At 71.9% G+C, this 20,757-nt stretch carries 24 protein-coding genes and 1 pseudogene; 11 read left to right on the forward strand and 14 right to left on the reverse strand.

Going from position 1 to position 20,757, the window contains the following annotated elements; translation table 11 throughout:
- Positions 1-729: 729 nt before the first annotated feature.
- The gene (locus KV557_RS34820) at positions 730-1,077 is read left to right on the forward strand and encodes an ArsR/SmtB family transcription factor (protein WP_218205590.1); all 348 of its coding nucleotides are present in this window, start codon (positions 730-732) and stop codon (positions 1,075-1,077) included.
- 11 nt (positions 1,078-1,088) lie between these two features.
- On the opposite strand, the gene KV557_RS34825 is transcribed toward KV557_RS34820, so the two are convergent.
- On the reverse strand, positions 1,089-2,084 hold the full coding sequence (locus KV557_RS34825) for a zinc-dependent alcohol dehydrogenase family protein (RefSeq protein WP_218205591.1): 996 nt from the start codon (positions 2,082-2,084) through the stop codon (positions 1,089-1,091).
- A 469-nt stretch (positions 2,085-2,553) separates the two neighbouring features.
- Between KV557_RS34825 and KV557_RS34830 the strand changes: the two genes are divergently transcribed.
- On the forward strand, positions 2,554-2,928 hold the full coding sequence (locus tag KV557_RS34830) for a helix-turn-helix transcriptional regulator (protein ID WP_218205622.1): 375 nt from the start codon (positions 2,554-2,556) through the stop codon (positions 2,926-2,928).
- A 73-nt stretch (positions 2,929-3,001) separates the two neighbouring features.
- Here KV557_RS34830 and KV557_RS34835 read toward each other — a convergent pair whose 3' ends face one another.
- On the reverse strand, positions 3,002-3,571 hold the full coding sequence (locus KV557_RS34835; RefSeq protein ID WP_218205592.1) for a Uma2 family endonuclease: 570 nt from the start codon (positions 3,569-3,571) through the stop codon (positions 3,002-3,004).
- A 290-nt stretch (positions 3,572-3,861) separates the two neighbouring features.
- Here KV557_RS34835 and KV557_RS34840 point away from each other — a divergent pair, with 290 nt between their 5' ends.
- The 3 genes from KV557_RS34840 to KV557_RS34850 all read left to right on the forward strand — a co-directional run bounded on the left by KV557_RS34840 (position 3,862) and on the right by KV557_RS34850 (position 6,744).
- Entirely contained in the window at positions 3,862-5,469 is a 1,608-nt protein-coding gene (locus tag KV557_RS34840; protein WP_256178409.1) for a serine/threonine-protein kinase, read from the forward strand.
- 40 nt (positions 5,470-5,509) lie between these two features.
- Complete coding sequence (locus KV557_RS34845; RefSeq protein ID WP_218205593.1) at positions 5,510-5,857, forward strand: VOC family protein; 348 nt, start codon at positions 5,510-5,512, stop codon at positions 5,855-5,857.
- 131 nt (positions 5,858-5,988) lie between these two features.
- Positions 5,989-6,744 carry an alpha/beta fold hydrolase gene (locus tag KV557_RS34850; protein ID WP_218205594.1) on the forward strand — a complete coding sequence of 252 codons (756 nt, stop codon included), beginning with the start codon at positions 5,989-5,991 and terminating at the stop codon, positions 6,742-6,744.
- A gap of 175 nt (positions 6,745-6,919) precedes the next feature.
- On the opposite strand, the pseudogene KV557_RS43470 reads toward KV557_RS34850, so the two are convergent.
- A pseudogene (locus KV557_RS43470) lies at positions 6,920-7,039 on the reverse strand (IMP dehydrogenase); the annotation flags it as partial.
- Positions 7,040-7,050: 11 nt separating this feature from the next.
- Between KV557_RS43470 and KV557_RS34855 the strand changes: the two are divergent.
- Complete coding sequence (locus KV557_RS34855) at positions 7,051-7,767, forward strand: helix-turn-helix transcriptional regulator (protein ID WP_218205595.1); 717 nt, start codon at positions 7,051-7,053, stop codon at positions 7,765-7,767.
- A gap of 76 nt (positions 7,768-7,843) precedes the next feature.
- Here the strand turns inward: KV557_RS34855 and KV557_RS34860 are convergent, their stop codons facing one another.
- Together KV557_RS34860 and KV557_RS34865 are read right to left on the reverse strand one after the other, a co-directional pair.
- Positions 7,844-9,241: a DEAD/DEAH box helicase gene (locus KV557_RS34860; RefSeq protein ID WP_218205596.1), complete on the reverse strand. Its 1,398-nt coding sequence runs from the start codon at positions 9,239-9,241 to the stop codon at positions 7,844-7,846.
- Between the two features lie 199 nt (positions 9,242-9,440).
- On the reverse strand, positions 9,441-9,644 hold the full coding sequence (locus tag KV557_RS34865; protein ID WP_034090357.1) for a cold-shock protein: 204 nt from the start codon (positions 9,642-9,644) through the stop codon (positions 9,441-9,443).
- Positions 9,645-10,078: 434 nt separating this feature from the next.
- Between KV557_RS34865 and KV557_RS34870 the strand changes: the two genes are divergently transcribed.
- The 3 genes from KV557_RS34870 to KV557_RS34880 all read left to right on the forward strand — a co-directional run bounded on the left by KV557_RS34870 (position 10,079) and on the right by KV557_RS34880 (position 11,136).
- Positions 10,079-10,306: a hypothetical protein gene (locus tag KV557_RS34870; RefSeq protein WP_218205597.1), complete on the forward strand. Its 228-nt coding sequence runs from the start codon at positions 10,079-10,081 to the stop codon at positions 10,304-10,306.
- Positions 10,307-10,444: 138 nt separating this feature from the next.
- Positions 10,445-10,807 carry a hypothetical protein gene (locus tag KV557_RS34875; RefSeq protein ID WP_218205598.1) on the forward strand — a complete coding sequence of 121 codons (363 nt, stop codon included), beginning with the start codon at positions 10,445-10,447 and terminating at the stop codon, positions 10,805-10,807.
- Between the two features lie 83 nt (positions 10,808-10,890).
- Positions 10,891-11,136, forward strand: coding sequence for a hypothetical protein (locus tag KV557_RS34880; protein WP_218205599.1), 246 nt, complete (start codon positions 10,891-10,893; stop codon positions 11,134-11,136).
- A gap of 51 nt (positions 11,137-11,187) precedes the next feature.
- Here KV557_RS34880 and KV557_RS34885 read toward each other — a convergent pair whose 3' ends face one another.
- From KV557_RS34885 to KV557_RS34900, 4 genes are all read right to left on the reverse strand, one after another.
- Positions 11,188-11,865, reverse strand: a complete 678-nt coding sequence (locus KV557_RS34885; RefSeq protein ID WP_218205600.1) for a response regulator — start codon at positions 11,863-11,865, stop codon at positions 11,188-11,190.
- Positions 11,862-13,178 carry a sensor histidine kinase gene (locus tag KV557_RS34890; protein WP_308130220.1) on the reverse strand — a complete coding sequence of 439 codons (1,317 nt, stop codon included), beginning with the start codon at positions 13,176-13,178 and terminating at the stop codon, positions 11,862-11,864. The genes KV557_RS34885 and KV557_RS34890 overlap by 4 nt, the downstream gene beginning before the upstream one ends.
- Before the next feature lie 202 nt (positions 13,179-13,380).
- The gene (locus KV557_RS34895; protein WP_218205602.1) at positions 13,381-14,232 is read right to left on the reverse strand and encodes an ABC transporter permease; all 852 of its coding nucleotides are present in this window, start codon (positions 14,230-14,232) and stop codon (positions 13,381-13,383) included.
- Positions 14,229-15,212 carry an ABC transporter ATP-binding protein gene (locus KV557_RS34900; RefSeq protein ID WP_218205603.1) on the reverse strand — a complete coding sequence of 328 codons (984 nt, stop codon included), beginning with the start codon at positions 15,210-15,212 and terminating at the stop codon, positions 14,229-14,231. The genes KV557_RS34895 and KV557_RS34900 overlap by 4 nt, the downstream gene beginning before the upstream one ends.
- A gap of 78 nt (positions 15,213-15,290) precedes the next feature.
- Here KV557_RS34900 and KV557_RS34905 point away from each other — a divergent pair, with 78 nt between their 5' ends.
- Complete coding sequence (locus KV557_RS34905; protein WP_308130221.1) at positions 15,291-15,569, forward strand: helix-turn-helix domain-containing protein; 279 nt, start codon at positions 15,291-15,293, stop codon at positions 15,567-15,569.
- A 135-nt stretch (positions 15,570-15,704) separates the two neighbouring features.
- On the opposite strand, the gene KV557_RS34910 is transcribed toward KV557_RS34905, so the two are convergent.
- From KV557_RS34910 to KV557_RS34925, 4 genes are all read right to left on the reverse strand, one after another.
- Positions 15,705-16,298 carry a hypothetical protein gene (locus tag KV557_RS34910; protein WP_218205604.1) on the reverse strand — a complete coding sequence of 198 codons (594 nt, stop codon included), beginning with the start codon at positions 16,296-16,298 and terminating at the stop codon, positions 15,705-15,707.
- Positions 16,295-17,815, reverse strand: coding sequence for an alkaline phosphatase family protein (locus tag KV557_RS34915; RefSeq protein ID WP_218205605.1), 1,521 nt, complete (start codon positions 17,813-17,815; stop codon positions 16,295-16,297). The genes KV557_RS34910 and KV557_RS34915 overlap by 4 nt, the downstream gene beginning before the upstream one ends.
- Before the next feature lie 123 nt (positions 17,816-17,938).
- Positions 17,939-18,361, reverse strand: a complete 423-nt coding sequence (locus tag KV557_RS34920; protein ID WP_218205606.1) for a methyltransferase family protein — start codon at positions 18,359-18,361, stop codon at positions 17,939-17,941.
- Positions 18,362-18,673: 312 nt separating this feature from the next.
- A complete protein-coding gene (locus KV557_RS34925; RefSeq protein WP_308130222.1) occupies positions 18,674-19,162 on the reverse strand; it encodes a carboxymuconolactone decarboxylase family protein in 489 nt (162 codons plus the stop codon).
- A 288-nt stretch (positions 19,163-19,450) separates the two neighbouring features.
- Between KV557_RS34925 and KV557_RS34930 the strand changes: the two genes are divergently transcribed.
- Entirely contained in the window at positions 19,451-19,675 is a 225-nt protein-coding gene (locus KV557_RS34930; RefSeq protein ID WP_218205608.1) for a hypothetical protein, read from the forward strand.
- Here KV557_RS34930 and KV557_RS34935 read toward each other — a convergent pair.
- Positions 19,653-20,615 (reverse strand): carboxymuconolactone decarboxylase family protein, encoded by a 963-nt coding sequence (locus KV557_RS34935; RefSeq protein WP_218205609.1) that lies wholly within the window; start codon positions 20,613-20,615, stop codon positions 19,653-19,655. The two genes, KV557_RS34930 and KV557_RS34935, sit on opposite strands and share 23 nt — an antisense overlap.
- Positions 20,616-20,757: the final 142 nt, after the last annotated feature.

The raw sequence follows: 20,757 nt of genomic DNA on the forward strand, positions 1-20,757 counted from the left end.
ACCGGGGAGTTAAACCCGCCCACCCACAAGACGTCAATAAGTAAACCCAGAATGCCCCCAACCCTCTCCCACTCGTTATCTTCATGAACGCACACCCGAGACCGAAACCTGGAGGAAACTCCAAACAGCACCCCCGGCCGGGACACCACCAGAACACCGTTCAAGAACCGACCAACATGACGAAGTGTCAGGTGCACGCGAAGAGCACACGAGACAGACACTGCGCAAGGAGGCGCGGAAGGGCGGTGCGGGAGGGCGGCGCGGGAGGGACAGGGAGGGACAGGGGTGGACGGAGAGGGACACCGTCGCCCCCCCGGGGCAACCGGGGGCCCGCGACCCACGAGGCGCAGCCCGCCGGTGTGGTCGGCGTATTGCTGGGCTGAACCGCGCCGGCTGAACGACGGCAGACGTCTGTATGCGGGCCTTCGTCTCGGGGAACCCCGAGACGAAGGCCCGCTGTCTTCCGCACTGGTCACTCCCGCCGCCCCGCCCGCCCATGTCAGCGCACGCAGGCGCAACAGATCGACGAAACCCGTGAACCCACCCTCGCCACGGACCGGCAACTGCACGGCCAGTCCCCGGCGTGTTGCAGACCTGTTGCGACGCGCGTGATGACCGAGATTCGCACGCCCGGCGTAGTAGCGTCGTCACCCGAAGTCGCGCACACCGCTCGGCGGTTCACCAAGAACCGGAACGAACGGGGCGGAGCGTTGGGAAGGGGTGGTGGGTGTGGCACGATCGCGCGCTGCGGCGCGGGTGATCGAACACCCGGGCGTGGAGGATCTCAGCATCCAACAAGTACTGGAGGCACTCGTCGACCCCGCACGCAGAACGGTCGTGTGCCGCCTCGCCCGCGCCGACACCCACCTCAGCTGCGGCTCCTTCGACCTGCCCATCTCCCGCTCCACCTCCACCCACCACTTCAACGTCCTGCGCCAGGCCGGACTCCTGCGCCAGTACTACGTCGGAACCACCAAAATGAACGCCCTACGCACCGAAGAACTCGAACACCGCTTCCCCGGCCTCCTCACAGCCGTCATCAGCGCCACCAACACCGAATCCACCACCCCTGATTAGCCGCCGGCCGGTCAGTCCGTCACGGTGATCACGATCTTGCCGCTCTGCGCGCCCGCCTCCAGGTAACGATGGGCCTCCACGACCGAGTCCAGCCCCTCGAAGACCCGGTCGACAGCCGGCACGAACGAACCGTCCGCCAGACCCGCGGCCACGAACGCCACTCCACGCCGCAACCGTTCAGCATCACGCGTCACCTCGTGCATCGAGTAGAAGCGGCTGGTGACTGGGGCGAAGGTGTCCTGGCCGGGCAGAGGGGTGTCGCGCGGATCCAGGCGACCGTAGACGATCAGGGCCCCACCCGGAGCAATCGCACGGGCCAGCGTCTCTACGCCGGGACCGGCCACAGGATCGAAAACGGTGCGCACACCTCGCCCACCCGTCACCCCGTCCACCCGCGCAAGAAGATCCTCTTCACCCGTCACGATCACCTCCGCAGCGCCCGCCGCAAGAAGACGGTCCTTCTTCGCGCGGGTGCGGGTCGCCGCGATCGCCACCGCGCCCAGGCGGCGGACGGTTCGTATCGCCGCGAGGCCGACGCTGGAGGCAGCGGCGGTGAGCAGCACGTGATCGCCAGGGCGCACATACCCGTTCTCGGCGAGGGCACCGTAGGCGGTCAGATACGGCATCCACACAGCCGCGCCCTGGACGGGGGTGAGCCCGGCCGAGCGGTGGACGACGGCACGAGCAGGGGCGAGCACGTGCGTGCCGTACATCGGGTAGTCGTTCTGCGAGAAGGCGGGAATCACGTCGACCTCGTCACCCACCGCGAACCCGGTCACATCCGCCCCGACGGCCTCCACCGTACCGGCCGCCTCATAACCGAGTCCCGCAGGCAGCTTCGGCTCCTCGAGGTAGACGCCGGAGCGGAACAGGACCTCGGCCCGGTTCAGACCGATCGCCGCCACCCGCAGGCGCAGCTCGCCGGGACCGGGAACCGGCAGACCGGTGGTACGGACGGTCAAGACCTCCGGCCCGCCCGTACGCTCGAAAACAACAACCCTGGACATGGTGAACTCCCTTGCAGCGGCCGACGGACGACGGCGGACGGTACGGGAACCCACGAAACCCTCTATTTCGAGAACTGTCAAACTTCGACATGTCTCGAAACAGGAGATGGGATCGTGCCGTTGCACGGAAGTTGACCCAACGTCAGCACATCTGCCCCCCACTGCGGCCACCGGGCGGTCAGGTGGCCGGGCAGGCCGGCGTCGGGTTGCCCGGCGGGAGGGAACAGTCGCAGTCAATGGGCCCCGGGGCACAGCAGAACAGCCCCGGGGGGGCTCCCCCGAGCACCACCAGCGAGGTAACGTCGGTCATGGCGCACCAACCACCCCTCGCCCCACCCACAACCAACGAAACACCCCCGATCACCAAGAGCGACCGCCACCACCGGTTCCCGCCCCCACCCGAACGGTCTGTCACGTGCCCCGCGTCCCCCTCTCCGACCTCGTCCGGCTCCGCCAGGCCCGCGACACCATGGACCGCGACTACGCGCAGCCACTGGACGTGCCCGCACTGGCGCAGATCGCCCTCATGTCGCCGGGCCACTTCTCGCGCAGCTTTCGCGCCGCCTACGGCGAAACCCCGTACAGCTACCTCATGACCCGCCGGATCGAACGGGCCAAGGCCCTGCTGCGACGCGGCGACCTCACCGTCACCGAAGTGTGCATGGAAGTCGGCTGCACCTCGCTCGGATCGTTCAGCTCACGCTTCACCGAACTGGTCGGCGAAACGCCGAGCGCCTACCGCGCCCGCGACCACGAGCAGGACGCCGCGATCCCCGCATGCATCGCCAAGATCCACACCCGACCCGCCAGGAACTCAGAACCCAAACCCGCCACCGGACCGTAAAGCCACCAGCGCCAACAACCAACCACCCAGCAGGTAGCAGGAGCAGAAGCAGAAGCAGCCCGACGGAGCGCTTCTAGAGCCTGCTGGTGTCGAGGGCCAGGTCGAACGGCGTCGGCAGGTGGATCGGCGTGCCGAAGGGGTGCGGTCCGTCCTCGGCGGCGTAGCCGAGGCGGGTGGGCTCGCTGAACAGGGTGCAGGTGCGGTTCTGGCGGTCGATCAGGAGGTAGAGCGGGGCGCCGTACTGGCCGTAGCGGCGGCGTTTGACGGTGCGGTCGGTGTCTGCGTTCGAGGGGGAGCTGACCTCCACGATCAGCAGGGTCTGGTCGGGCAGCAGGGCGCCCTCGGTCTTCGCGGCAAGGTCGGCCGGGACCACCGCCAGGTCGGGGACGTACCAGTTCTCGCTGCCTGGCAGGTCGAGGTTCCCTGAGCCGGACACAAGGTCGAGCTGCTCCAAGCGCAGGGTGATCTGGCGGCGGACGACCCCGGCCGCGAATTCGCCCGCCCACGACCGCGATACAGGCGTAATGACTCCTTCGATGATCTCGGTACGGTCGCCCGCGACGTGGCGGATCGCGTACTTGAGTGCCCGCTCGGGGTCGCTGACCGTGCTGTGGTCGCCGGGGACGTCGGGTGCCGTGCTCACAAGCTTCTCCTTCCCTCCTGCAGGATCCTCCCCCAGATCGGGGCCTCGGGTGCGCCGAAGAGGCAGAGGACAGGGTGGCGGGCAGGCGGCGGTGTTCGGGCTCACCGCGGCACTGGGGTGCCTGGCCTGGGCACTCGTGCTCGACGGAAACGCCTGAGGCCGGCCGCCCTGGAACCGGGGCGGCGTGCCGCAGCCGGATGTCGGACGAACGACCAGGGAAGCCCTGGACCAATGCAGCCGGAACCGGCCGCCGCAGCGGTACCGTCTGGCGTGAAGGACCGTGCAGGACCATGAAGGACCGTGACGGACGGGGCGGGCGCGGCGAGGGGAGCGGCGGGGTGGAGGCACTGGGCGACGGGGATCCGCGGCACATCGGGGAGTACCGGCTGCTGCGGAGACTCGGCGCGGGCGGGATGGGCCAGGTCTACCTGGGCCGGACGGCGGGCGGGCGGACGGTGGCCGTCAAGACGGTCCACGCCCAGTACGCGGTGGATCCGGAGTTCCGGGTGCGGTTCCGGCAGGAGGTGGCCGCGGCCCGCCAGGTGGGCGGGCGGTGGACGGCCCCGGTGCTGGACGCGGACACCGAGGGCGACCGGCCGTGGGTGGCCACCGGCTACGTGGCCGGGCCCGCGCTGAGCACCGCCGTACGGGAGTTCGGGCCGCTGCCGGGCGCGGCGGTGCGCTCGCTCGGGCTCGGGCTCGCCGAGGCGCTGGCCGCGGTGCACGAGCGCGGGCTCGTGCACCGGGACGTCAAGCCGTCGAACGTGCTGCTGGCGCTGGACGGCCCCCGGCTGATCGACTTCGGGATCGCCCGCGCCCTGGACGCGGCGACGGCGCTCACCCGGTCCGGGTTCGTCGTCGGCTCGCCCGGCTATCTCTCCCCCGAGCAGGCCGGGGGCCTGTCGGCCGGGCCGGCCTCGGACGTCTTCTCGCTGGGCGCGGTGCTCGCGTACGCGGCCACCGGGGACGCCCCGTTCGGCACGGGCGTGAGCGCGCACGTCATGCTCTACCGAGTACTGCACGAGGAGCCCGACCTCGGAACGCTCGGCACCCTGGACCCCGAGCTGCGCGCGATCGTCGCGGACTGCCTGGCGAAGGACCCCGCGCACCGGCCGTCCCCGGCGCAGCTGCACGCGCGGCTCGCCGCGGGCGACCCCGGGGCCGCCACACGGCTGGAGCAGCGGGCCTGGCTCCCGCCGGCGGTCGCGGCCTCGCTCGCCGGGCTGGCCGTCGAGCTGCTCGACCTCGACGATGAGAGACCCGCCCGCCCCACCGGTCCCACGGGACAGTTCGGACCACCCACGCCCTGGCCGACCGGCCCGGCGCCGCAGCCCGCCTGGCCCGCGACCCCGCCGTCGCCGTACCCGCCACCGCAGCAGGCCGGACGACGGAGTTCCGGGCGGACGAGCGTCGTGATCGCCGGCGTCCTGACGGCCACCGTCCTGGGCACGGGCGTCTATCTGGTGGCCCGGCCCGACGACTCCTCGGGAAGCAGCCGGTCCGCCTCCTCCACCGGCACCGCCGCGCCGACCTCGACCCCGGCCCCTACCTCGGCCCCAGCAGGCGCGATACCGGACGGGGTCCTCGGCACCTGGCAGGGCCGACTGGGCAGCCCGGCAGTCACCACCAAGGCCGATTTCCAGATCACCATCACCCAGGGCCAGAAGGGCGAGCCGGTGGCCGAGATCCGCAACAACACCGGCGCCGGCACGCTCACTTGCGACGCCACCGCCAACCTGAGCTCGGCCACCGCCGACCGCGTCGTCCTCCGCACGGCGCCGGTGAACCCGCGCAGCGGATGCATCGCCGACCCGCACGACCAGGTGTACACGCGCAACCCGGACGGGAGCCTGCACCTCGTCGTCGCGGGATTCTCGGGCGATCTCCAGAGGAGATGACGAACGCGCGCCCCCGCCTGTCGCCGGTTACCGTAGGCGCATGATCAACGGTGCCCACGTCATCGTCTACAGCCGGGACGCGGAGGCCGACCGCGTCTTCTTCCGCGACGTCCTCGGCTGGCCGCACGTCGACGCGGGCGGCGGCTGGCTGATCTTCAGGCTGCCACCGTCCGAGGTCGCCGTGCACCCGGCCGGCTCCCCCGCGCACGAGCTGTTCCTGATGTGCGACGACCTCGACACGACCGTCCGCGAACTCACCGCGCAGGGTGTGGAGTTCACCGAGCCCGCCACCTCCGTCGGGTGGGGCCTGAAGACCGTCCTGCGCCTGCCCGGCGGCGGCGAGCTGGGCCTGTACCAGCCGCGCCACGAGGTGGCCCACAGCCTCTGATGGTGACGGCCGCCCGCACGCCGCCACCCGCGCGCCGTGTCTCGGCCGGGGAACAGAGGAGTAGCGTCGTGCAGTGCCGGGAAGGTAACGGTCCGTCATCTCACCTGCACCCCCGCCCGACAGGAACTCGTATGACGATCAGTCACCACACCATCGGCACCGGCGCGCACAAGGTCCTGGTCCTGCACGACTGGTTCGGCACCAGCGCCGCCTGGGGCCCGTTCCTCGACCACCTGGACCCGGATGCCTTCGGCTACGCCTTCCTCGACTACCGCGGCTACGGCGAACGGCTCGACGTGGCAGGCGAGTTCACGCTCGCCGAGATCGCCGCGGACGCGCTCGCCCTCGCCGACCAGCTGGGCTGGGACATGTTCTCGGTGGTCGGGCACTCGATGGGCGGCAAGGCCGCGCAGCGCGTCCTGGCCGAGGCGCCGCGCCGGGTGCGCAAGCTGGTCGGGGTGACGCCCGTCCCGGCGAGTGCCTACCCGCTGGAGGGCGACGCGTACGACCTCTTCCACGGCGCGGCGCACAGCCCGGCCAACCGGCGGGCCATCCTCGACCTGGTCACCGGGCAACGGGCGTGCGGCCGGTGGCTGGACGCGATGACGGCCCGCTCGGTGGCCGGTTCCCGGCCCGAGGCCTTCGCCGCCTACCTGGCCGACTGGACCACCCAGGACTTCGCGGCCAAGGTCACCGGCAGCCCCCTCCCGGCGAAGGTCTTCGTCGGCGAGCACGACCTCGCCCTGACCGCCGAGGTGATGCGCGGCACCTGGCTGGCCCACTACCCGCAGGCCGAGCTGGAGATCCTGGCCAACTCGGGCCACTACCCGATGTACGAGATCCCGGTGGCCTTCGCGACCGCGCTGGAGGCATTCCTCCGCGCCTGAGTACAGTGCCCGGGCTGCGGGCTCGGCCGCGCGGGGCCTCGGGGCGTCAACGGCTGCGGGTGCGCTCGGGCGGCCGAGCCGGAACGGGGGCCGTCCTGGTCGTCGCCAGCATGGCCGGGCACCGCCTCATGTCCTGGTTCCATTTCGTGGTGCGGGCGCGGCCGCGCGGACGGGTTCACGGCCGGATCAGGACCTTCAGGGCCTCGCGCTCGTTCATCGCCCGGTAGCCGTCGGCGATGTCCTCCAGGCCGAGCACGCGGTCGAAGACCCGGCCGGGGGTGATCGAGCCGTCGAGGCAGCTCCTCGATGTACCGGCTGGAGCGCGGCAAGGAGACCCGGCCCGGGCCCGGCGTCGTCGACGCCCTCGCCCGCGCACTCCGGCTCGACGACGCCGAACACCATCACCTGCGCGAGCTCGCCGTCCGGGCCGCCCGCTACGCGCCCGAGCCCGCCCCGACACCGAGCCGGACGGTGCGCCCGCACCTGAAGCTGATCCTGGAGACCCTGCGGCCCAGCCCGGCCTACATCGTCAGCCGTGCCATGGACATCCTCGCCACCAACCCCGGTGGCCTCGCCCTCTACGCGGGCATCTCCGACTGGCCCTCCGCCCAGCGCAACCTCGCCCGCTACCTCTTCCTCCACCCCGCCGCCCACGACATCTTCACCGACTGGGACAACCAGATCCGCGGCTGCGTCGCCCGCCTGCGCGCCCTGGCCGGCACCGACCCCGACGCCCCCGACCTCACCGCCCTCGTCGGCGAACTCCTCCTCAAGAGCCCCGACTTCGCCAAACTGTGGGACCGCTACGAGGTCACCGGCCGCAAGTACGCCACCAAGACCTTCCAGCACCCTCAGGTCGGAAGGATCACCCTCGCCTTCCAGGGCATGCAGCTGGAAGGAACCCCCGGCCACCGTATGGGCATCTACACCGCCGAACCCGGCACCCCCGACCACGACGCCATGCTCCTGCTCGACCTGGCCGCCACCACCACCGAGCCCCGGCCGGCCGAGCAGCAGCGGTGACTGCCCAACGCTCAGCGAGTTCCGCAACTCCGCGTGTCCGCAGTGGACTTGCCACTGCGGCCACTGCGACCCAAAGTCAGTGGGCGCGGGTGGCGCGCCGGGGGGCGGGGCGGCGGGTGGGGGTGTGGCGGCGGGGGCGTTCGATCACCGGGTCGGGGATCGAGACGGGGATGCCGGTCGGGACGCGGGCGCCGGTGAGGCGGGCGAGTTCGTCGTCGCCGGAGTGGATGCGGGTGGCGGTGGGGGTGATGCCGGCGGTGGCGGCCAGGCGGGCCATATGGCGGCGCTGGCTGGGCAGGACGAGGGTGACGACGGTGCCGGACTCGCCGGCGCGGGCGGTGCGGCCGCCGCGGTGGAGGTAGTCCTTGTGGTCGGTCGGCGGGTCCAGGTTGACGACCAGGTCGAGTCCGTCGATGTGGATGCCCCGGGCGGCGACGTTGGTCGCGATGAGCGCGGTGACGTGGCCGGTGCGGAACTGCTGCAGGGTGCGGGTGCGCTGGGGCTGGGACTTGCCGCCGTGCAGGGCGGCGGCCTTCACCCCGTTGGCGAGCAGGTCCTCGACCAGCCGGTCGGCGCGGTCCCGGGTGTCGGTGAACATGATCACCCCGCCGTCCCGGGAGGCGATGCGGGCGATCGTGGCGTTCTTGTCGTAGTTCTGCACATGCAGCACGTGGTGCTCCATGGTGGTGACCGCGACGGCCGACGGGTCCACCGAATGGGTGACCGGGTCCTTGAGGAAGCGGTGCACCAGCCGGTCGACGTTGCGGTCCAGGGTCGCGGAGAAGAGCAGCGTCTGGCAGTCGGCGGAGACCTGGTCGAGCAGTTCGGTGACCTGCGGCAGGAAGCCCAGGTCGGCCATCTGGTCGGCCTCGTCCAGGACCGCGATGCCGACGTCGTCCAGCCGGCAGCGGCCGCGCTGGATGAGGTCGGTCAGCCGGCCGGGAGTGGCCACGACGACCTCCGCGCCCCGGTTCAGCACCTGGGACTGGCGGCCGATCGACTCCCCGCCCACCACGGTCGCCATCCGCAGCCGTACCGCGTGTGCGTAGGGGGTGAGCGCCTCGGTGACCTGCTGCGCGAGTTCACGGGTGGGGACCAGCACCAGGGCCAGCGGGCTGCCGGGGTCGGCCTTGCGGCCGGCGGCGCGGGCGGCGGTGCGGGCCAGCACGGCCAGGCCGAAGGCGATGGTCTTTCCGGAACCGGTCCGGCCACGGCCGAGCACGTCACGGCCGGCGAGAGAGTTCGGCAGGGTGGCGGCCTGGATGGGGAACGGCGCGGTGACGCCCTGGCGGGCCAGTGTCCTCAGCAGGGCCGCCGGCATGTCCAGCTCGTCGAACGACGCGACGGCGGGGAGCGCCGGGGTGGTGCTGACCGGGAGTTCGAACTCTGTTCGGACAGCGCGGCTCCGGCCCCTGTTCGGGGCAGTGGAGCGGTGGTGGGAGCTACGGTTCGAGGGGCGATCGGAGCGGTTCATTCGGAACCTTCCTCGGGAGGGCGCGGTCGCGAGGACGGCTCCGCTGCGCGAGCGCGCGGAGATCGCAAGGAACGGGCCGAAGCGGCCAAGCGGCCAGGGCGGCCGGAGGTGGGAATGGGGCGGAACGGCCGAGGGGCCCGCACCGGGCGTGTGCACGGTGCGGGCCCCTCGCTACCAAGGCAAGTGCCGTGGCAGTGAACTACAGCGGGCGAATGTTCTCGGCCTGCGGGCCCTTCTGGCCCTGCGTGACGTCGAACTCGACCTTCTGGCCCTCGAGCAGCTCACGGAAGCCCTGGGCGTTGATGTTCGAGTAGTGGGCGAAGACGTCAGCGCCGCCACCGTCCTGCTCGATGAAGCCGAAGCCCTTTTCCGCGTTGAACCACTTCACGGTACCAGTAGCCATAAAACATCTCCTTCGAGAGACTTTTCGACGCCCGCACCGTGCGGGTGTCGAGTCGCCGCGATGAGAACCCGCCGGGGAAAGAGCCGGAAAACAAAAAATGCGCCTGCAAGATCAGCAGGCGCACACAAGTTCATGGGAACCACTACTGCAACTAATTCGACTGTAGCAGGCCCGGGCTCTCCGCGGTGGAAATTCGCCACCCGGTCTTTCCGGCTGCGCCCCCGCAGGCGGCGTTCGGCCGTCGGCACGGTCGACAACGGTCGCTACCCCCAGGGCAGTTGGTGCGACGGCGGCCCGCTCCGGCCGGTCGAAGAATTTTTTGGGCCGGCTGGACCGGCGGGCGTGGGCCGGTTGGCGGGTGCGCTCCTGCCCCGGCCGGCTTCGGGCCCGCCGGACGGGTCCGCTCCGCCGTTTTTCGGAGCATACTGATCAGGATGACGAAATCACCGGTAGTCCGCCGCCACCTCCCCACCAGCCCCTTCAAGGCCCGGGTCGAGCCGCCACGCAAACAGTTCGCCGTGGGCGACAGGGTCACCCACGACAAGCACGGCCTCGGCCGGGTCGTCGACGTCGAGGACGACAGCAACGTCGCGGTCCTCGTCGATTTCGGGTCCCGGCAGGAGCGACTCACCCCGCCGTACGCCGAGATGTTCAAGCTCTGACCCGGGGCTCCCCCGGGCCACCAGGGCCCGGGCTCCGGCATCAGGCGCCCGATCGCGCGCGGGCCGTGCGCTCGCCCGTGCGCCCTGCCATGCGCTGAACCGTGCGCTGGGCCGCCGCTGCAGCAATAGTCTGGGGGCATGTCGAACTCTGATGGGCTGCTCGTTGACATCGCCGCGATGGTGGAGTCCGAGCACAGCAACCAGATGTCCTTGACCGTGGTGGTCCCCGGAGCGGTCATCACCGGCAGGCTCGCGCCGATGGCCCTGTGGCTTGAGCGGGTGTCGGAAGTCCTGCACACCTCCGAGCACTTGAAGCCGTTCGCGGCCCTCTTCGCCCCGCCCTCGGCCGCAGCGCCCGCGCGGCCGACGCATCTGCACCTCCACCGGGCGAGGATCCTGCAGGGCGACTTCGGCCTGCCCCACACCGGCGGCATGTACCGCATCTCCATCGCGGACGTGAGCAGTTGGACGGTGGGTGACCTCAGTTACTCCGACGTCTGACCGCCGGCCGGGGGCGTCGGCGACGGCCGGCGCCCCGCCGAACGACGTGTCCGAAGGAGGCCCGGGCCGCTACCGTGAACTCCATGACGATCCAGGTGGAACTGCCCAAGCAGCTGGAGGAACAAGTCGTCCGCGCCGCCACCAGGGCCGGGTTGAGCGTGGAGGACTACGTCGTCCGGGTCCTGGCAGCCGATCAGGACGCCGCCGGGGGCACGCGCGCGGCCCGCATGGAGCGCGCCGACGCCCTTGCCATGGCCGACTACAGGGCCTGGACCGCTGCCGGATGCCCCGAGGACGGTGCCATGACCATGGACGACGTCTTCGGGTGACCCTAACGTCACCCGGCAGGGTTCTTGCCAGGGCGACCGGGACGCCCTTGGTCAGCTCGGCGGGTTGGGGCGGGTCAGGCCGCGGTCGTACGCGAAGATCACGGCCTGGACGCGGTCGCGGGCGCCGATCTTCGCCAGGACGCGGCTGACGTGGGTCTTGACGGTCGACTCCGCGAGGACCAGGCGCTGGGCGATCTCGCCGTTGGTCCAGCCCCGGCCGACGGCGAGCAGGATCTCGCGCTCGCGCTCGGTCAGGGCGTCCAGCCGCGGATCGTCGGCGGGCGCCGCGCCGGGCGGGCGGACGGGCAGGTGGTGGGCGTAGGCGTCGAGGAGGCGCCGGGTGATGGCGGGGGCGACGACGGCGTCGCCCTCGGCGACCGCGCGGATCCCGGCGAGGAGCTCCTCCGGGCGGGCGTCCTTCAGCAGGAAGCCGCTGGCCCCGGCGCGCAGCGCGGCGTGGGCGTACTCGTCGAGGTCGAAGGTGGTGAGGACGAGGATGCGCGAGCGTCCTCCGGTGGCGACGATGCGGCGGGTGGCCTCGATGCCGTCCATGCCGGGCATCCGGATGTCCATGAGGACGACGTCGGGCCGCAGGTCGGCGGCCAGGCGGACGGCCTCGGCGCCGTGCGCGGCCTCGCCGACGACGTCGGTGCCGGGCTGGCTCTCCAGCAGCATGCGGAAGCCGTACCGCTGCAGCGGCTGGTCGTCGACGATGAGGACGGTGGTCACGTCAAGCCGCCTGTCGGGTCGGGGGTGAGGTCGAGGACGGCCTCCACGGTCCATCCTGCACCGGGTCCTGGTCCCGCGGTGACGGTCCCGCCGTAGAGGGCAGCGCGTTCGCGCATGCCCGCGAGACCGTGCCCCTCCTCGGTGGCGGGTCCGGGCCGCGCGGGCGCGCCGGGCGGCCCGCTGTCCTGCACCCGGACCCGCAGCCGGCCGGCGTCGGCCAGCAGGGTCACGTGCGTCCGGGTGTCGGGGCCCGCGTGCTTGAGGGTGTTGGTGAGCGCCTCCTGGACGATGCGGTAGGCCATCAGCTGCACCCCGCGGTCCAGCCGGTCCAGGTCGCCGGCGGCGGTGTACGTCACCTCGGGGCCGGCGGCACGGATGCGCGCGCACAGCCCGTCGAGGTCGGCGATGCCCGGCTGGGGGGTGAAGGCGGGGCCCTGCTCGTTCTGGTCGCGCAGGACGCCGAGCATGCGCCGCAGCTCGCCGAGCGCCTGGCGGCTCGTCTCGCCGATCAGCAGCAGGGCCTCCCGGCCCCGCTCCGGGGCGGCCTCGGCCGCGTACGCGCCGCCGTCGGCCAGGGTGACGATCACGGAGAGGTTGTGGCCGATGATGTCGTGCATCTCCCGGGCCACCCGGGCGCGTTCGGTGGCGGTGGCCAGCCGGCTGCGCTGGTCGCGCTCGATCTCCAGGCGCGCCGCGCGCTCGCGCAGTCCGGCGAGCTGGGCGCGGCGGATCCGCACCGCGATGCCGAGGGCGACGGCCGCCGTCGTCGCGGCGCAGAGGAAGAACAGCGCGTCGCCGACCGGCACCTCGCCGGACAGCTCCGCGGCGACCACGGCCGCCGCGCCGGCCATGGCACCGCACGCCCAGGCCAGACGCCGCAGACTCCCGTGCAGGGTCAGGCTGTAGAGGGCGACCAGCAGGGCGACGTCCGCGCGCAGCGCCACGCCCAGTGACCACTGCAGCACGAACACGGCCATGATCACCGCGAAGGCTGCCGTCGGCCGCCTGCGGCGCCACAGCAGGGGCAGCAGCAGGCCCGCCTGCAGCGCCAGTGTGGCGGGCAGGGGCAGCCGGGTGAAGGTGAACCGGTGCTCGCGCGCGCCCTCGCTGCCGCCGTGGAAGTGGATCAGGTCCGGGACGCAGAACAGCAGGAAGACCGCGGCCACCACCGCGGTGTCCAGGACCCACGGGTGGGCGCGGTCGGCCTGCCGCACTCGCTGGCCGATCCGGGCCAGGCGCGCGATCACCGGGTGCCCCGACAGCGGGTCGGTCCCCGCGGCCGGGCCTGCGGCGATGATGTCGTGGTCGCTCACGGGGTCACCTTGTCCGTCACCTTGTCCGTCACCTTGTCCGTCGTGGCCTTGTCCGTCGTGGCCGGGACGATACCGGGCAGGCCTGGGCATGACGGCCGAACCGGGCACGAGGACCGTACCGGGAATGCGGGCCGAACCCGGCATGAGGCCAGGAATGAGGATGGTGCGGCACCGGCCGGGCCGGTGCCGCACCAGGAGTGCCTCAGGCGTCGGTGCGCACGAGGCGCACGGCGGCGCCGGCCAGGGCGAGCACCGTCCACCCCAGGAAGACCGCCAGCCCGGCACCCGGCGACAGCGTGGTCGCGTCGTGGTGCAGGGTGAACATCGCCTCGCCCGCGTGGCTGGGCAGGTAGGGACTGATGTGGCTCTGCCAGGAGGAGGGCAGCAGCGAGACCAGGCCGGGAACCAGCATCAGCGAGGCCACCAGCACCGAGATACCGCCCGCGACCGACCGCAGCAGCATGCCCAGGGCGACGCCGATCACGCCGACGAGGGCGAGGTAGAGCCCGGCCCCCAGCAGGCTGCGCACGACGCCGGCGTCGGAGAGGGTCATCGCCGCGCGCGTGCTCGAAACGATCTGGCTGTCGGCCGCGAAGGCGACGAACACCCCGACGGTGGCGAGCAGCAGCGCGGTCAGGCCGTACACCGTCGCCTTGGACCACAGCACCGGCAGGCGGCGCGGCACGGCCGCCAGAGTGGAGCGGATCATGCCGGTCGAGTACTCGCCCGCGGCGACCAGCACGCCGAGGACGCCGAGCGCCAGCTGGGCGAAGTTGGTGCCGAACAGCGAAAGGCTCAGGGCGGTCGCGTCGGCGAAGTCCCGGTCCATCGGGCGGCCCGAGGTGATCCTCGACTTGAACTGGAAGGCCGCGATCAGGCCGAACGCGACCAGGAACAGCAGGCCCAGGCCGAGCGTGATCCAGGTGGAGCGCAGGGACCACATCTTCGCCCACTCCGCGCGCAGCACGCGCGCGGCGGTCACCCGGTAGGCCGGGCCCGCGGGCCGCTGGACGGTGGGGGATGCGGGCGTCTGGGTCGGTGCGATGGTGCTCATGCCGCGCTCCTCGTGGTCTCGGCCCCGGTGGTCTCGGCCCCGGTGGTCTTGGCACTGGTGGTCGCGGTGCCGGTGGTGGACCCGTGGTACTCCACGGAGTCCCTGGTCAGGTCCATGAAGGCCTCCTCCAGGGAGACCGTGCGGGTGGCGAGCTCGTACAGGGCGATGCCGTGCTCGGCGGCCTTGATCCCGATCTCGCGCGCCGGCAGGCCGGTGACGAGGAGTTCCTCCGAGCCGGACCGGCCGGTGATCTCCACGTCGGCCCCGGCCAGCACCGTCCGCAGACGGGCCGGGTCCGCGCTGGCCACCTTCACGACGTCGCCGCCGGCCTCGCGGACCAGGTCCTGCACGGTGGTGTCGGCCAGCAGGCGGCCCCGCCCGACGATGATCAGGTGGTCCGCGACGAGGGCGACCTCGCTCATCAGGTGCGAGGAGACGAAGACCGTACGGCCCTCCTCGGCGAGCCCGGTGAGCAGGTTGCGGATCCACAGCACGCCCTCCGGGTCGAGCCCGTTGACCGGCTCGTCCAGCATGACGGTGGCGGGATCGCCGAGCAGCGCCGCCGCGATGCCGAGGCGCTGCCCCATGCCCAGCGAGAACGCCCCGGCCCGCTTCCCGGCCACCGACTGCAGCCCGGTCAGCTCGATGACCTCCTCCACCCGGCTGCGCGGAATGCCGTGGGTGTGGGCCTGGGCCATGAGGTGGTTGAACGCCGACCGCCCGGGGTGGATCGACCGGGCCTCCAGCAGCGCCCCGACCTCCTGCAGGGGCGCCGCGTGCGCGGCGTAGCTGCGCCCGTTGACGCGCACCGAGCCGCTGGTGGGCGCGTCCAGCCCGACGATCATCCGCATCGTGGTCGACTTGCCTGCCCCGTTGGGGCCCAGGAAGCCTGTCACCGTACCCGGCTTGACCGTGAAGTCGAGCCGGTCCACGGCGGTCTTCTCCCCGTACCGCTTCGTCAGCTGGTGTGCCTCGATCATCGCTCACCCCTACGTTCCGGAGCCGGACCGTCCCGGCCTCCCTCACCTCCCACGCTAGGTTCGGCCCGAGCCCGATCCGTGGTACCGCGGAACGATCATCCGAGGCCACGTGGTACCGCGGTACCACCGGCCGCCCGACCAAAGCGGCAGGTCGGGCCGGGGATCACCCCCACCCTGGACGCCTGCTGCACCACCGGCTCCCAACGACGCGCCGCCGACGTCCTCCACCTGCACCACAGCTGCGTCGCCCGCCGACTCGACCGGATCGGGAAGACCCTCGGCATCGAACTCACCGAACCCACCGGGCTGTTGCGAGCCAGACTCGCCCTCACCGCCTGGCGGCTGCTCGACGGCTGAGCAGGATCCGCCGCCGACTGGGCATCAGTTCCAGGGCTCGCCAGGGGACTTCATGCCATCCAGGCTATCCTCCGGGGGCCGGACAGCCGGTCGACCGCTGCGCCCCTCACCGCCCTCGGGTGAGGGGACGCCCCGTCAGTCGAGTTCGATCTCGAAGTCCCAGGTGGCCAGCGGCTTTCCGGCGTCGTTCAGGGTGAGCGTCGCGTGGCCGGCGGCGAAGGTGCCGGCGAGGTGGAGGACGGCGTCGTGGCCCGGGACGGCGGTGACGGTGGGCGCGTCCGGGGTGAGCTGGAGCGGGTGGCCGAGTTCGTCGGCGGCCGACACCGTGCCGGCGTCGAGCTGACGGCTGCCGTCAGGGACGCGCAGGACGACCGTCACGGTGCCCTTGGACTGCTCGGGCGGCGCTCCCCCGGCGGACGGGCCCGTCACCTCCAGGTCCGGCCCGGTGGCGGTGACCTGCGCCTGGCCGGTGCCGAGGTCCAGGTGGACGGCGTCGCCCATGGCGACGATCTGGGCGTGTCCCGCGGACGCGGTGGGGACGACCGGCGCGGCGGGCGCGCTCGGGATCGGTACCCGGCCCAGGTCCTTGGCCGTGTCCGTCGTGTCCCCGCCGCCGCACGCCGTGGCGCCGGTGACGAGCAGCAGGAGGACCAGGGCGGCGGCGGGCCGGCGGCCGGGGCCGCGTCCGGGAAGGACGCGGCCCCGGCCGTGCAGGGAGCGGAAGCTCACTTGCCGGCTCCCTGCAGGAGGCTGTCGTTGGCGGCGGCGGGACCGGTGAAGTCCGGCTCCACCTCCGCGGGCTGGTCCTGCGGCTGCTGGCCCGTGGCCGAGTAGACGCCGTTGCTGCCCAGGGCGGCGGGCTGCATGGCCTTGCCCCCGGGGTTGTTGTAGACGTCGGGGCCGAACGGGCGCAGGCCCGGCATCGCGGCGTAGCCGAGGTGGCCGTGGCCGTCGGTGCCGCCCTGGTCGATCCGGAACAGGTCCTCCATGCTGCGCAGGAAGGAGTAGTGGTTGTACGGCTGGTCGCTGATGGTGCCCGGCTTGATGTACCGGGAGATCAGCAGCGAGCCGGTGATGCCGCCGCCGGGGGTGGTGTCCTGGCCGAAGGCCTGGGCGCCGGGCTGGCTGGTGTTGGGGCCCGGCAGCTCGTTGCAGCAGGCGACGACCGACTGGGCGGTGTCGGTGGGCGTGTTGAGCTTCGGGTCCTGGTTCCCGGTGTAGTCGCTGCTGGAGTTTCCGTACATCTTGTACGGCGGGAATGCCTCGTCGAAGGTGATGTCGATCATCCCGCCGTCCTGGAACGCCGGCGAGGCCATGATCTGCGGGATCACCTTCTCCAGGAACCGGTCCGAGGCGTACAGGCCGCCCTGGTGGTTGTTGGGGTCACCGGAGAGGTTGTCGCCCTTGCAGGTGGTGTCGTGGGCGTCCGAGCAGTTGTTGGGTGTGATCCAGGAGAACGCCGGGGTGGTGTCCGCGCTCTTGAGGTCCTCGGCCAGGCCGCTGACGGCGGCGTGGTCCGCCGTGGCGGCGCGGCCGTCCAGCGGGGCGACCTGGGCGCACTCCTGCGGGTCGTCGATCAGGGAGTGGAACCAGGCGGTCGGGTTGTGCTTGACGACGTACTGGTCCTGGGCGGTCGCGCCGCCCGGGGCGGGGACACCGTCGCCGGACGGGTCGCCGGGGATGCCGCAGCGGTTGACGTCCTCGCGGCCGGGCGTGTTGCCCAGGTCCTGCATGTAGGCCTTCCAGCTGAGGTTCTTGTCGTCCAGCTGGTTGAAGAGCGTGTACACCGAGTTCGGGTAGACGCAGCCGTGGGTCGCGTGCACCTGGCCGTCGGGGGCCGGGGTGCCGGGCGAGACGTCCTTGTACTGGGCGCAGTCGGCCTGGGTGTCCGGCGCCGGGGCCTGGCCGCTGACGGCGCTGATGTAGTTGTCGAGGCTGTAGTGGCCGGTGCCGTAGTACTGGCGCAGCAGCTCGCCGTACTGGGGCAGCGTCTTCCACAGGTAGCTGTTCTGGTTCAGGCCGGTGAACGCCGCCTCGTAGGACTTGTTCTCCAGCATGATGACCCACACGTGCTTGATCTTCGGCGGGCGGAACGTGTGCGATTCCGCTGCGGCCGGGCTCACGGAGCTGCCGCCGACCAGTGCCGTGGCGGCCAGTGCGGTCGCCGTGAGCGTCGCGACCGTGCCGGGTCGCGCCCCCTTGCCCGTCGTACCCCTCCGGCCGAGCCGGATTCCCCTTATTGTCATGGAAATGATCCTGGCGTCAGGTCTACCCGCGTTGAATCCGCGTTTCTCAAATCTTCTGTGAAGATTTGGCACATCAGGTTTGCGGATCGGACGGCTCGGGCAACTCGGGTTTGCACTCCTGACTCAGAGCCAGCGGCGGACACGGCCTCGGTAACTCTCGTACTGCTCGCCGTACTTGGAGGAGAGGTACCGCTCCTCCGGTTCGATCACCAGACGGCGGATCAGCAGCAGGACGGCCGGCAACTCGACCAGGGGCCACCAGGACCCGGCCCGGAGCGAACCGCCTGTGTAGACGAGGGCGAGGCCGGTGTACATCGGATTCCGCGAGATCCGGTACACGCCGGTGGTGACCAGGGCGGATACCTCGCGCTGCGGGACCAGCGTGCTGTGGTGCCGCAGGATCTCGGTGGCGCCGCCGACCGCCAGCGCGGCGCCGGCCAGCATCACGGCGTGCCCGGCCGGTGCGGTGACCGTCCTGGCGCCGATGGGCCACGGCCGCACCCGGTGCAGCTGCCTGCCGAGCGCGAACCCGGCAGCATAGAACACCGGCGGCGGGATCGGTGGGACGCGCGCCCCACCTGGCCCGTGTTTCACTCCCATACCCGCATCATCCACGGCCCGCCCGTCGCCCGCGCGGCGAGCGGAGCTGCTGCCGGCAGCTGCCCGCCCTTCCGTAGAATCCACGGATCGATCCGGACGTACCGCCATCTCGGGGCCCGGCATGCTCGCCCGCCTGGAGAGTGCGCCCGCTGCGGGCACCTCGCGCAGGAGGCGGGTGCGCGGTTCTGCAGCCAATGCGGCGAGCGCCTGCCGGCGGCCGCAGAGCCCGGCCGGTGAGTCCGGTCCCCCGCGATGCTGCTACTGCGCCGGGATCGCGCGGACGGGGTGCTTGCTCATGATGGACACGCGGTTGAAGGAGTTGATGGTGATCGCCACCCAGATCACCGCGGAGATCTCCTCGTCGGTCAGGGCCTCGCGGGCTGCGCGGTAGGCGCCGTCCTGCGCGGTGGCGTCCGCGGGCGTGGTGGTCGCCTCCGCCAGCGCGAGCGCCGCGCGTTCCCGCGGGGTGAACAGTTCGGTGTCGCGCCACGCCGGGAGCACGCCCAGGCGCTGTGTGGTCTCGCCGGCCTGCAGCGCGGCCCTGGTGTGCACGTTGAGGCAGTAGGCGCAGCCGTTGATCTGCGACACGCGCAGGTTGACCAGTTCCACCAGCCCGCGGTCCAGCCCGGAGTCCGCCGCCGCCTCGCGGGCCGCCTCGGCCGCCGCCAGCAGGGCCCGGTAGGCCTTCGGGCTCTGCTTGTCGATGAACACCCTCCGGTCCACCGGGACCGCTGTCACGTCACTCACTTGGACTCCTCCGGGCAGATCGCTGTCGGTCGGTCGGTAGCGTGCCATGGCATGATAGTTGAAGATAGAACCATTTGCCGGCGGGGGAGGAATCGCATCACCCCGGACGTCACCCAGTGGCTCGGCACGAAGCCGAGCTGAATCCGTCGGGACTTCGCCACCTGGCTGCGGCTTCGCGTGCACGACGGAGGTGCGCGCGGCCATCCCACCGGGCCCGGCCCGGTGGCCGATCGGGGCACCGCGGGGTTGCATGGACTGACCGAGCCCCAGCGATCCGGAGGATGTGCCGTGTACGAGATGTGGGCCGAGCACGATCCGGCGGTGTCCCCTCCCGCCGTGGTGTGGCACGTGGTGGCGAAGGACGACTCGATGGCGTCCCTGTGCGGACGGTTCCTGGAGCCGTCCCAGCGCGTCGTGCCGACGGCGGACGACTGCGGGCCGGCGTTCCCGGACCGGTACTGCGATCCCTGCCTGGTCACCGTCCGTGCGGTCATGGCCGAGACGGCCCGGTGACTGCGGGCCATCGGCCGGTCCCGGCCGGGCCGGAGACACGGACGACGCCGGTCGGCCGGCCGTACCCCCCGCGGTCGGAGTTCGCACTTCCGCTCGCGCTGCGGCCGGCAGCCCAGCCGTCGGCCCGGTCGGCCGCGTCGCGTTCGGCGAACACCTCGCGGGCCGCCGCGATGCCGTTGAGCGCGGCCGGGAAGCCCGCGTAGACCGCCATCTGGATGATCGCCTCGATCGCTTCCTCCCGCGTACCGCCGACGTTCAGCAGGCCGTGCAGATGGACCCGCAGCTGCGGGGCGGCGGTGCCCAGGGCGGTGCAGGCCGCCACGGTGGCCAGCTCACGGGTCTTCAGGTCCAGCCCGGGGCGCGAGTAGACGTCGGCGAAGGCGAAGTCGACGATGTAGTCGGCCAGGACAGGGGCGATGTCCGACAGCGAGGCGACGACCCGCTCCCCGGCCTCCCCGTCGATCCGGTCGAGCGCGGCGAGTCCGCGCTCGTGCCGCTCCCGCAGCGTCTCCGCACCGTCGGTCCGGCTCGCGGGCGGGGTGAAGCCGAGGTCCGGCCGGGCCGCGAAGGCGGCCTTGGCCACGGCCATGCCGTTGAGCGCGGCCGGGATGCCGGCGTAGACCGCCATGTGGATGATCGTCTCGACGATCGCGGCCGGCTCGACGCCGACGTTGAGAGCGCCGTCGATGTGGAAGCGCAGCTGAGGGGCGGCGGTGCCCAGCGCGGTCAGCGCGGCGACGTTGATCAGCTGCCGCTGGGCGAGGGTGAGGCCGGGCCGGGCGTACACGTCGCCGTAGCCGAACTCGACGGTCAGCCGGGCGAGGTCGGGGGCGATGTCACCGAGGCCGTTCAGGATGGCCGAGCCCTCGGGGCCGGCGATCCGGCGCAGGATGGCCAGCCCTCGCTCGAAGCGGTCGGCGGACGGGGACGCTGCGGTCATGGTGGTGTTCCCTTCGGGAGGCTCATGGGAGCAGTCAGAAGCAGGCAGCGTTACGGAACGTTTCGTAACGCTGATGAGGCTAGGACGATCCCGGGGCCGCTGTCAAAACGAAACGTAACGTCACGCGTGGGCTAGACTCGGG

It is taken from the genome of Kitasatospora aureofaciens (assembly GCF_019192735.1).
Taxonomy (GTDB): Bacteria; Actinomycetota; Actinomycetes; order Streptomycetales; family Streptomycetaceae; genus Kitasatospora; species Kitasatospora aureofaciens_A.

What these genes read in the sequence shown, in the direction of transcription:
- KV557_RS34915 (WP_218205605.1), bottom strand. Translation starts at nt 17,815, where the DNA reads ATGACAATAAGGGGAATCCGGCTCGGCCGGAGGGGTACGACGGGCAAG.
- KV557_RS34895 (WP_218205602.1), bottom strand. Translation starts at nt 14,232, where the DNA reads ATGAGCACCATCGCACCGACCCAGACGCCCGCATCCCCCACCGTCCAG.
- KV557_RS34830 (WP_218205622.1), top strand. Translation starts at nt 2,554, where the DNA reads ATGGACCGCGACTACGCGCAGCCACTGGACGTGCCCGCACTGGCGCAG.
- KV557_RS34900 (WP_218205603.1), bottom strand. Translation starts at nt 15,212, where the DNA reads ATGATCGAGGCACACCAGCTGACGAAGCGGTACGGGGAGAAGACCGCC.
- KV557_RS34875 (WP_218205598.1), top strand. Translation starts at nt 10,445, where the DNA reads ATGTCGAACTCTGATGGGCTGCTCGTTGACATCGCCGCGATGGTGGAG.
- KV557_RS34880 (WP_218205599.1), top strand. Translation starts at nt 10,891, where the DNA reads ATGACGATCCAGGTGGAACTGCCCAAGCAGCTGGAGGAACAAGTCGTC.
- KV557_RS34870 (WP_218205597.1), top strand. Translation starts at nt 10,079, where the DNA reads ATGACGAAATCACCGGTAGTCCGCCGCCACCTCCCCACCAGCCCCTTC.
- KV557_RS34840 (WP_256178409.1), top strand. Translation starts at nt 3,862, where the DNA reads ATGAAGGACCGTGACGGACGGGGCGGGCGCGGCGAGGGGAGCGGCGGG.
- KV557_RS34855 (WP_218205595.1), top strand. Translation starts at nt 7,051, where the DNA reads ATGTACCGGCTGGAGCGCGGCAAGGAGACCCGGCCCGGGCCCGGCGTC.
- KV557_RS34860 (WP_218205596.1), bottom strand. Translation starts at nt 9,241, where the DNA reads ATGAACCGCTCCGATCGCCCCTCGAACCGTAGCTCCCACCACCGCTCC.
- KV557_RS34865 (WP_034090357.1), bottom strand. Translation starts at nt 9,644, where the DNA reads ATGGCTACTGGTACCGTGAAGTGGTTCAACGCGGAAAAGGGCTTCGGC.
- KV557_RS34935 (WP_218205609.1), bottom strand. Translation starts at nt 20,615, where the DNA reads ATGACCGCAGCGTCCCCGTCCGCCGACCGCTTCGAGCGAGGGCTGGCC.
- KV557_RS34845 (WP_218205593.1), top strand. Translation starts at nt 5,510, where the DNA reads ATGATCAACGGTGCCCACGTCATCGTCTACAGCCGGGACGCGGAGGCC.
- KV557_RS34825 (WP_218205591.1), bottom strand. Translation starts at nt 2,084, where the DNA reads ATGTCCAGGGTTGTTGTTTTCGAGCGTACGGGCGGGCCGGAGGTCTTG.
- KV557_RS34850 (WP_218205594.1), top strand. Translation starts at nt 5,989, where the DNA reads ATGACGATCAGTCACCACACCATCGGCACCGGCGCGCACAAGGTCCTG.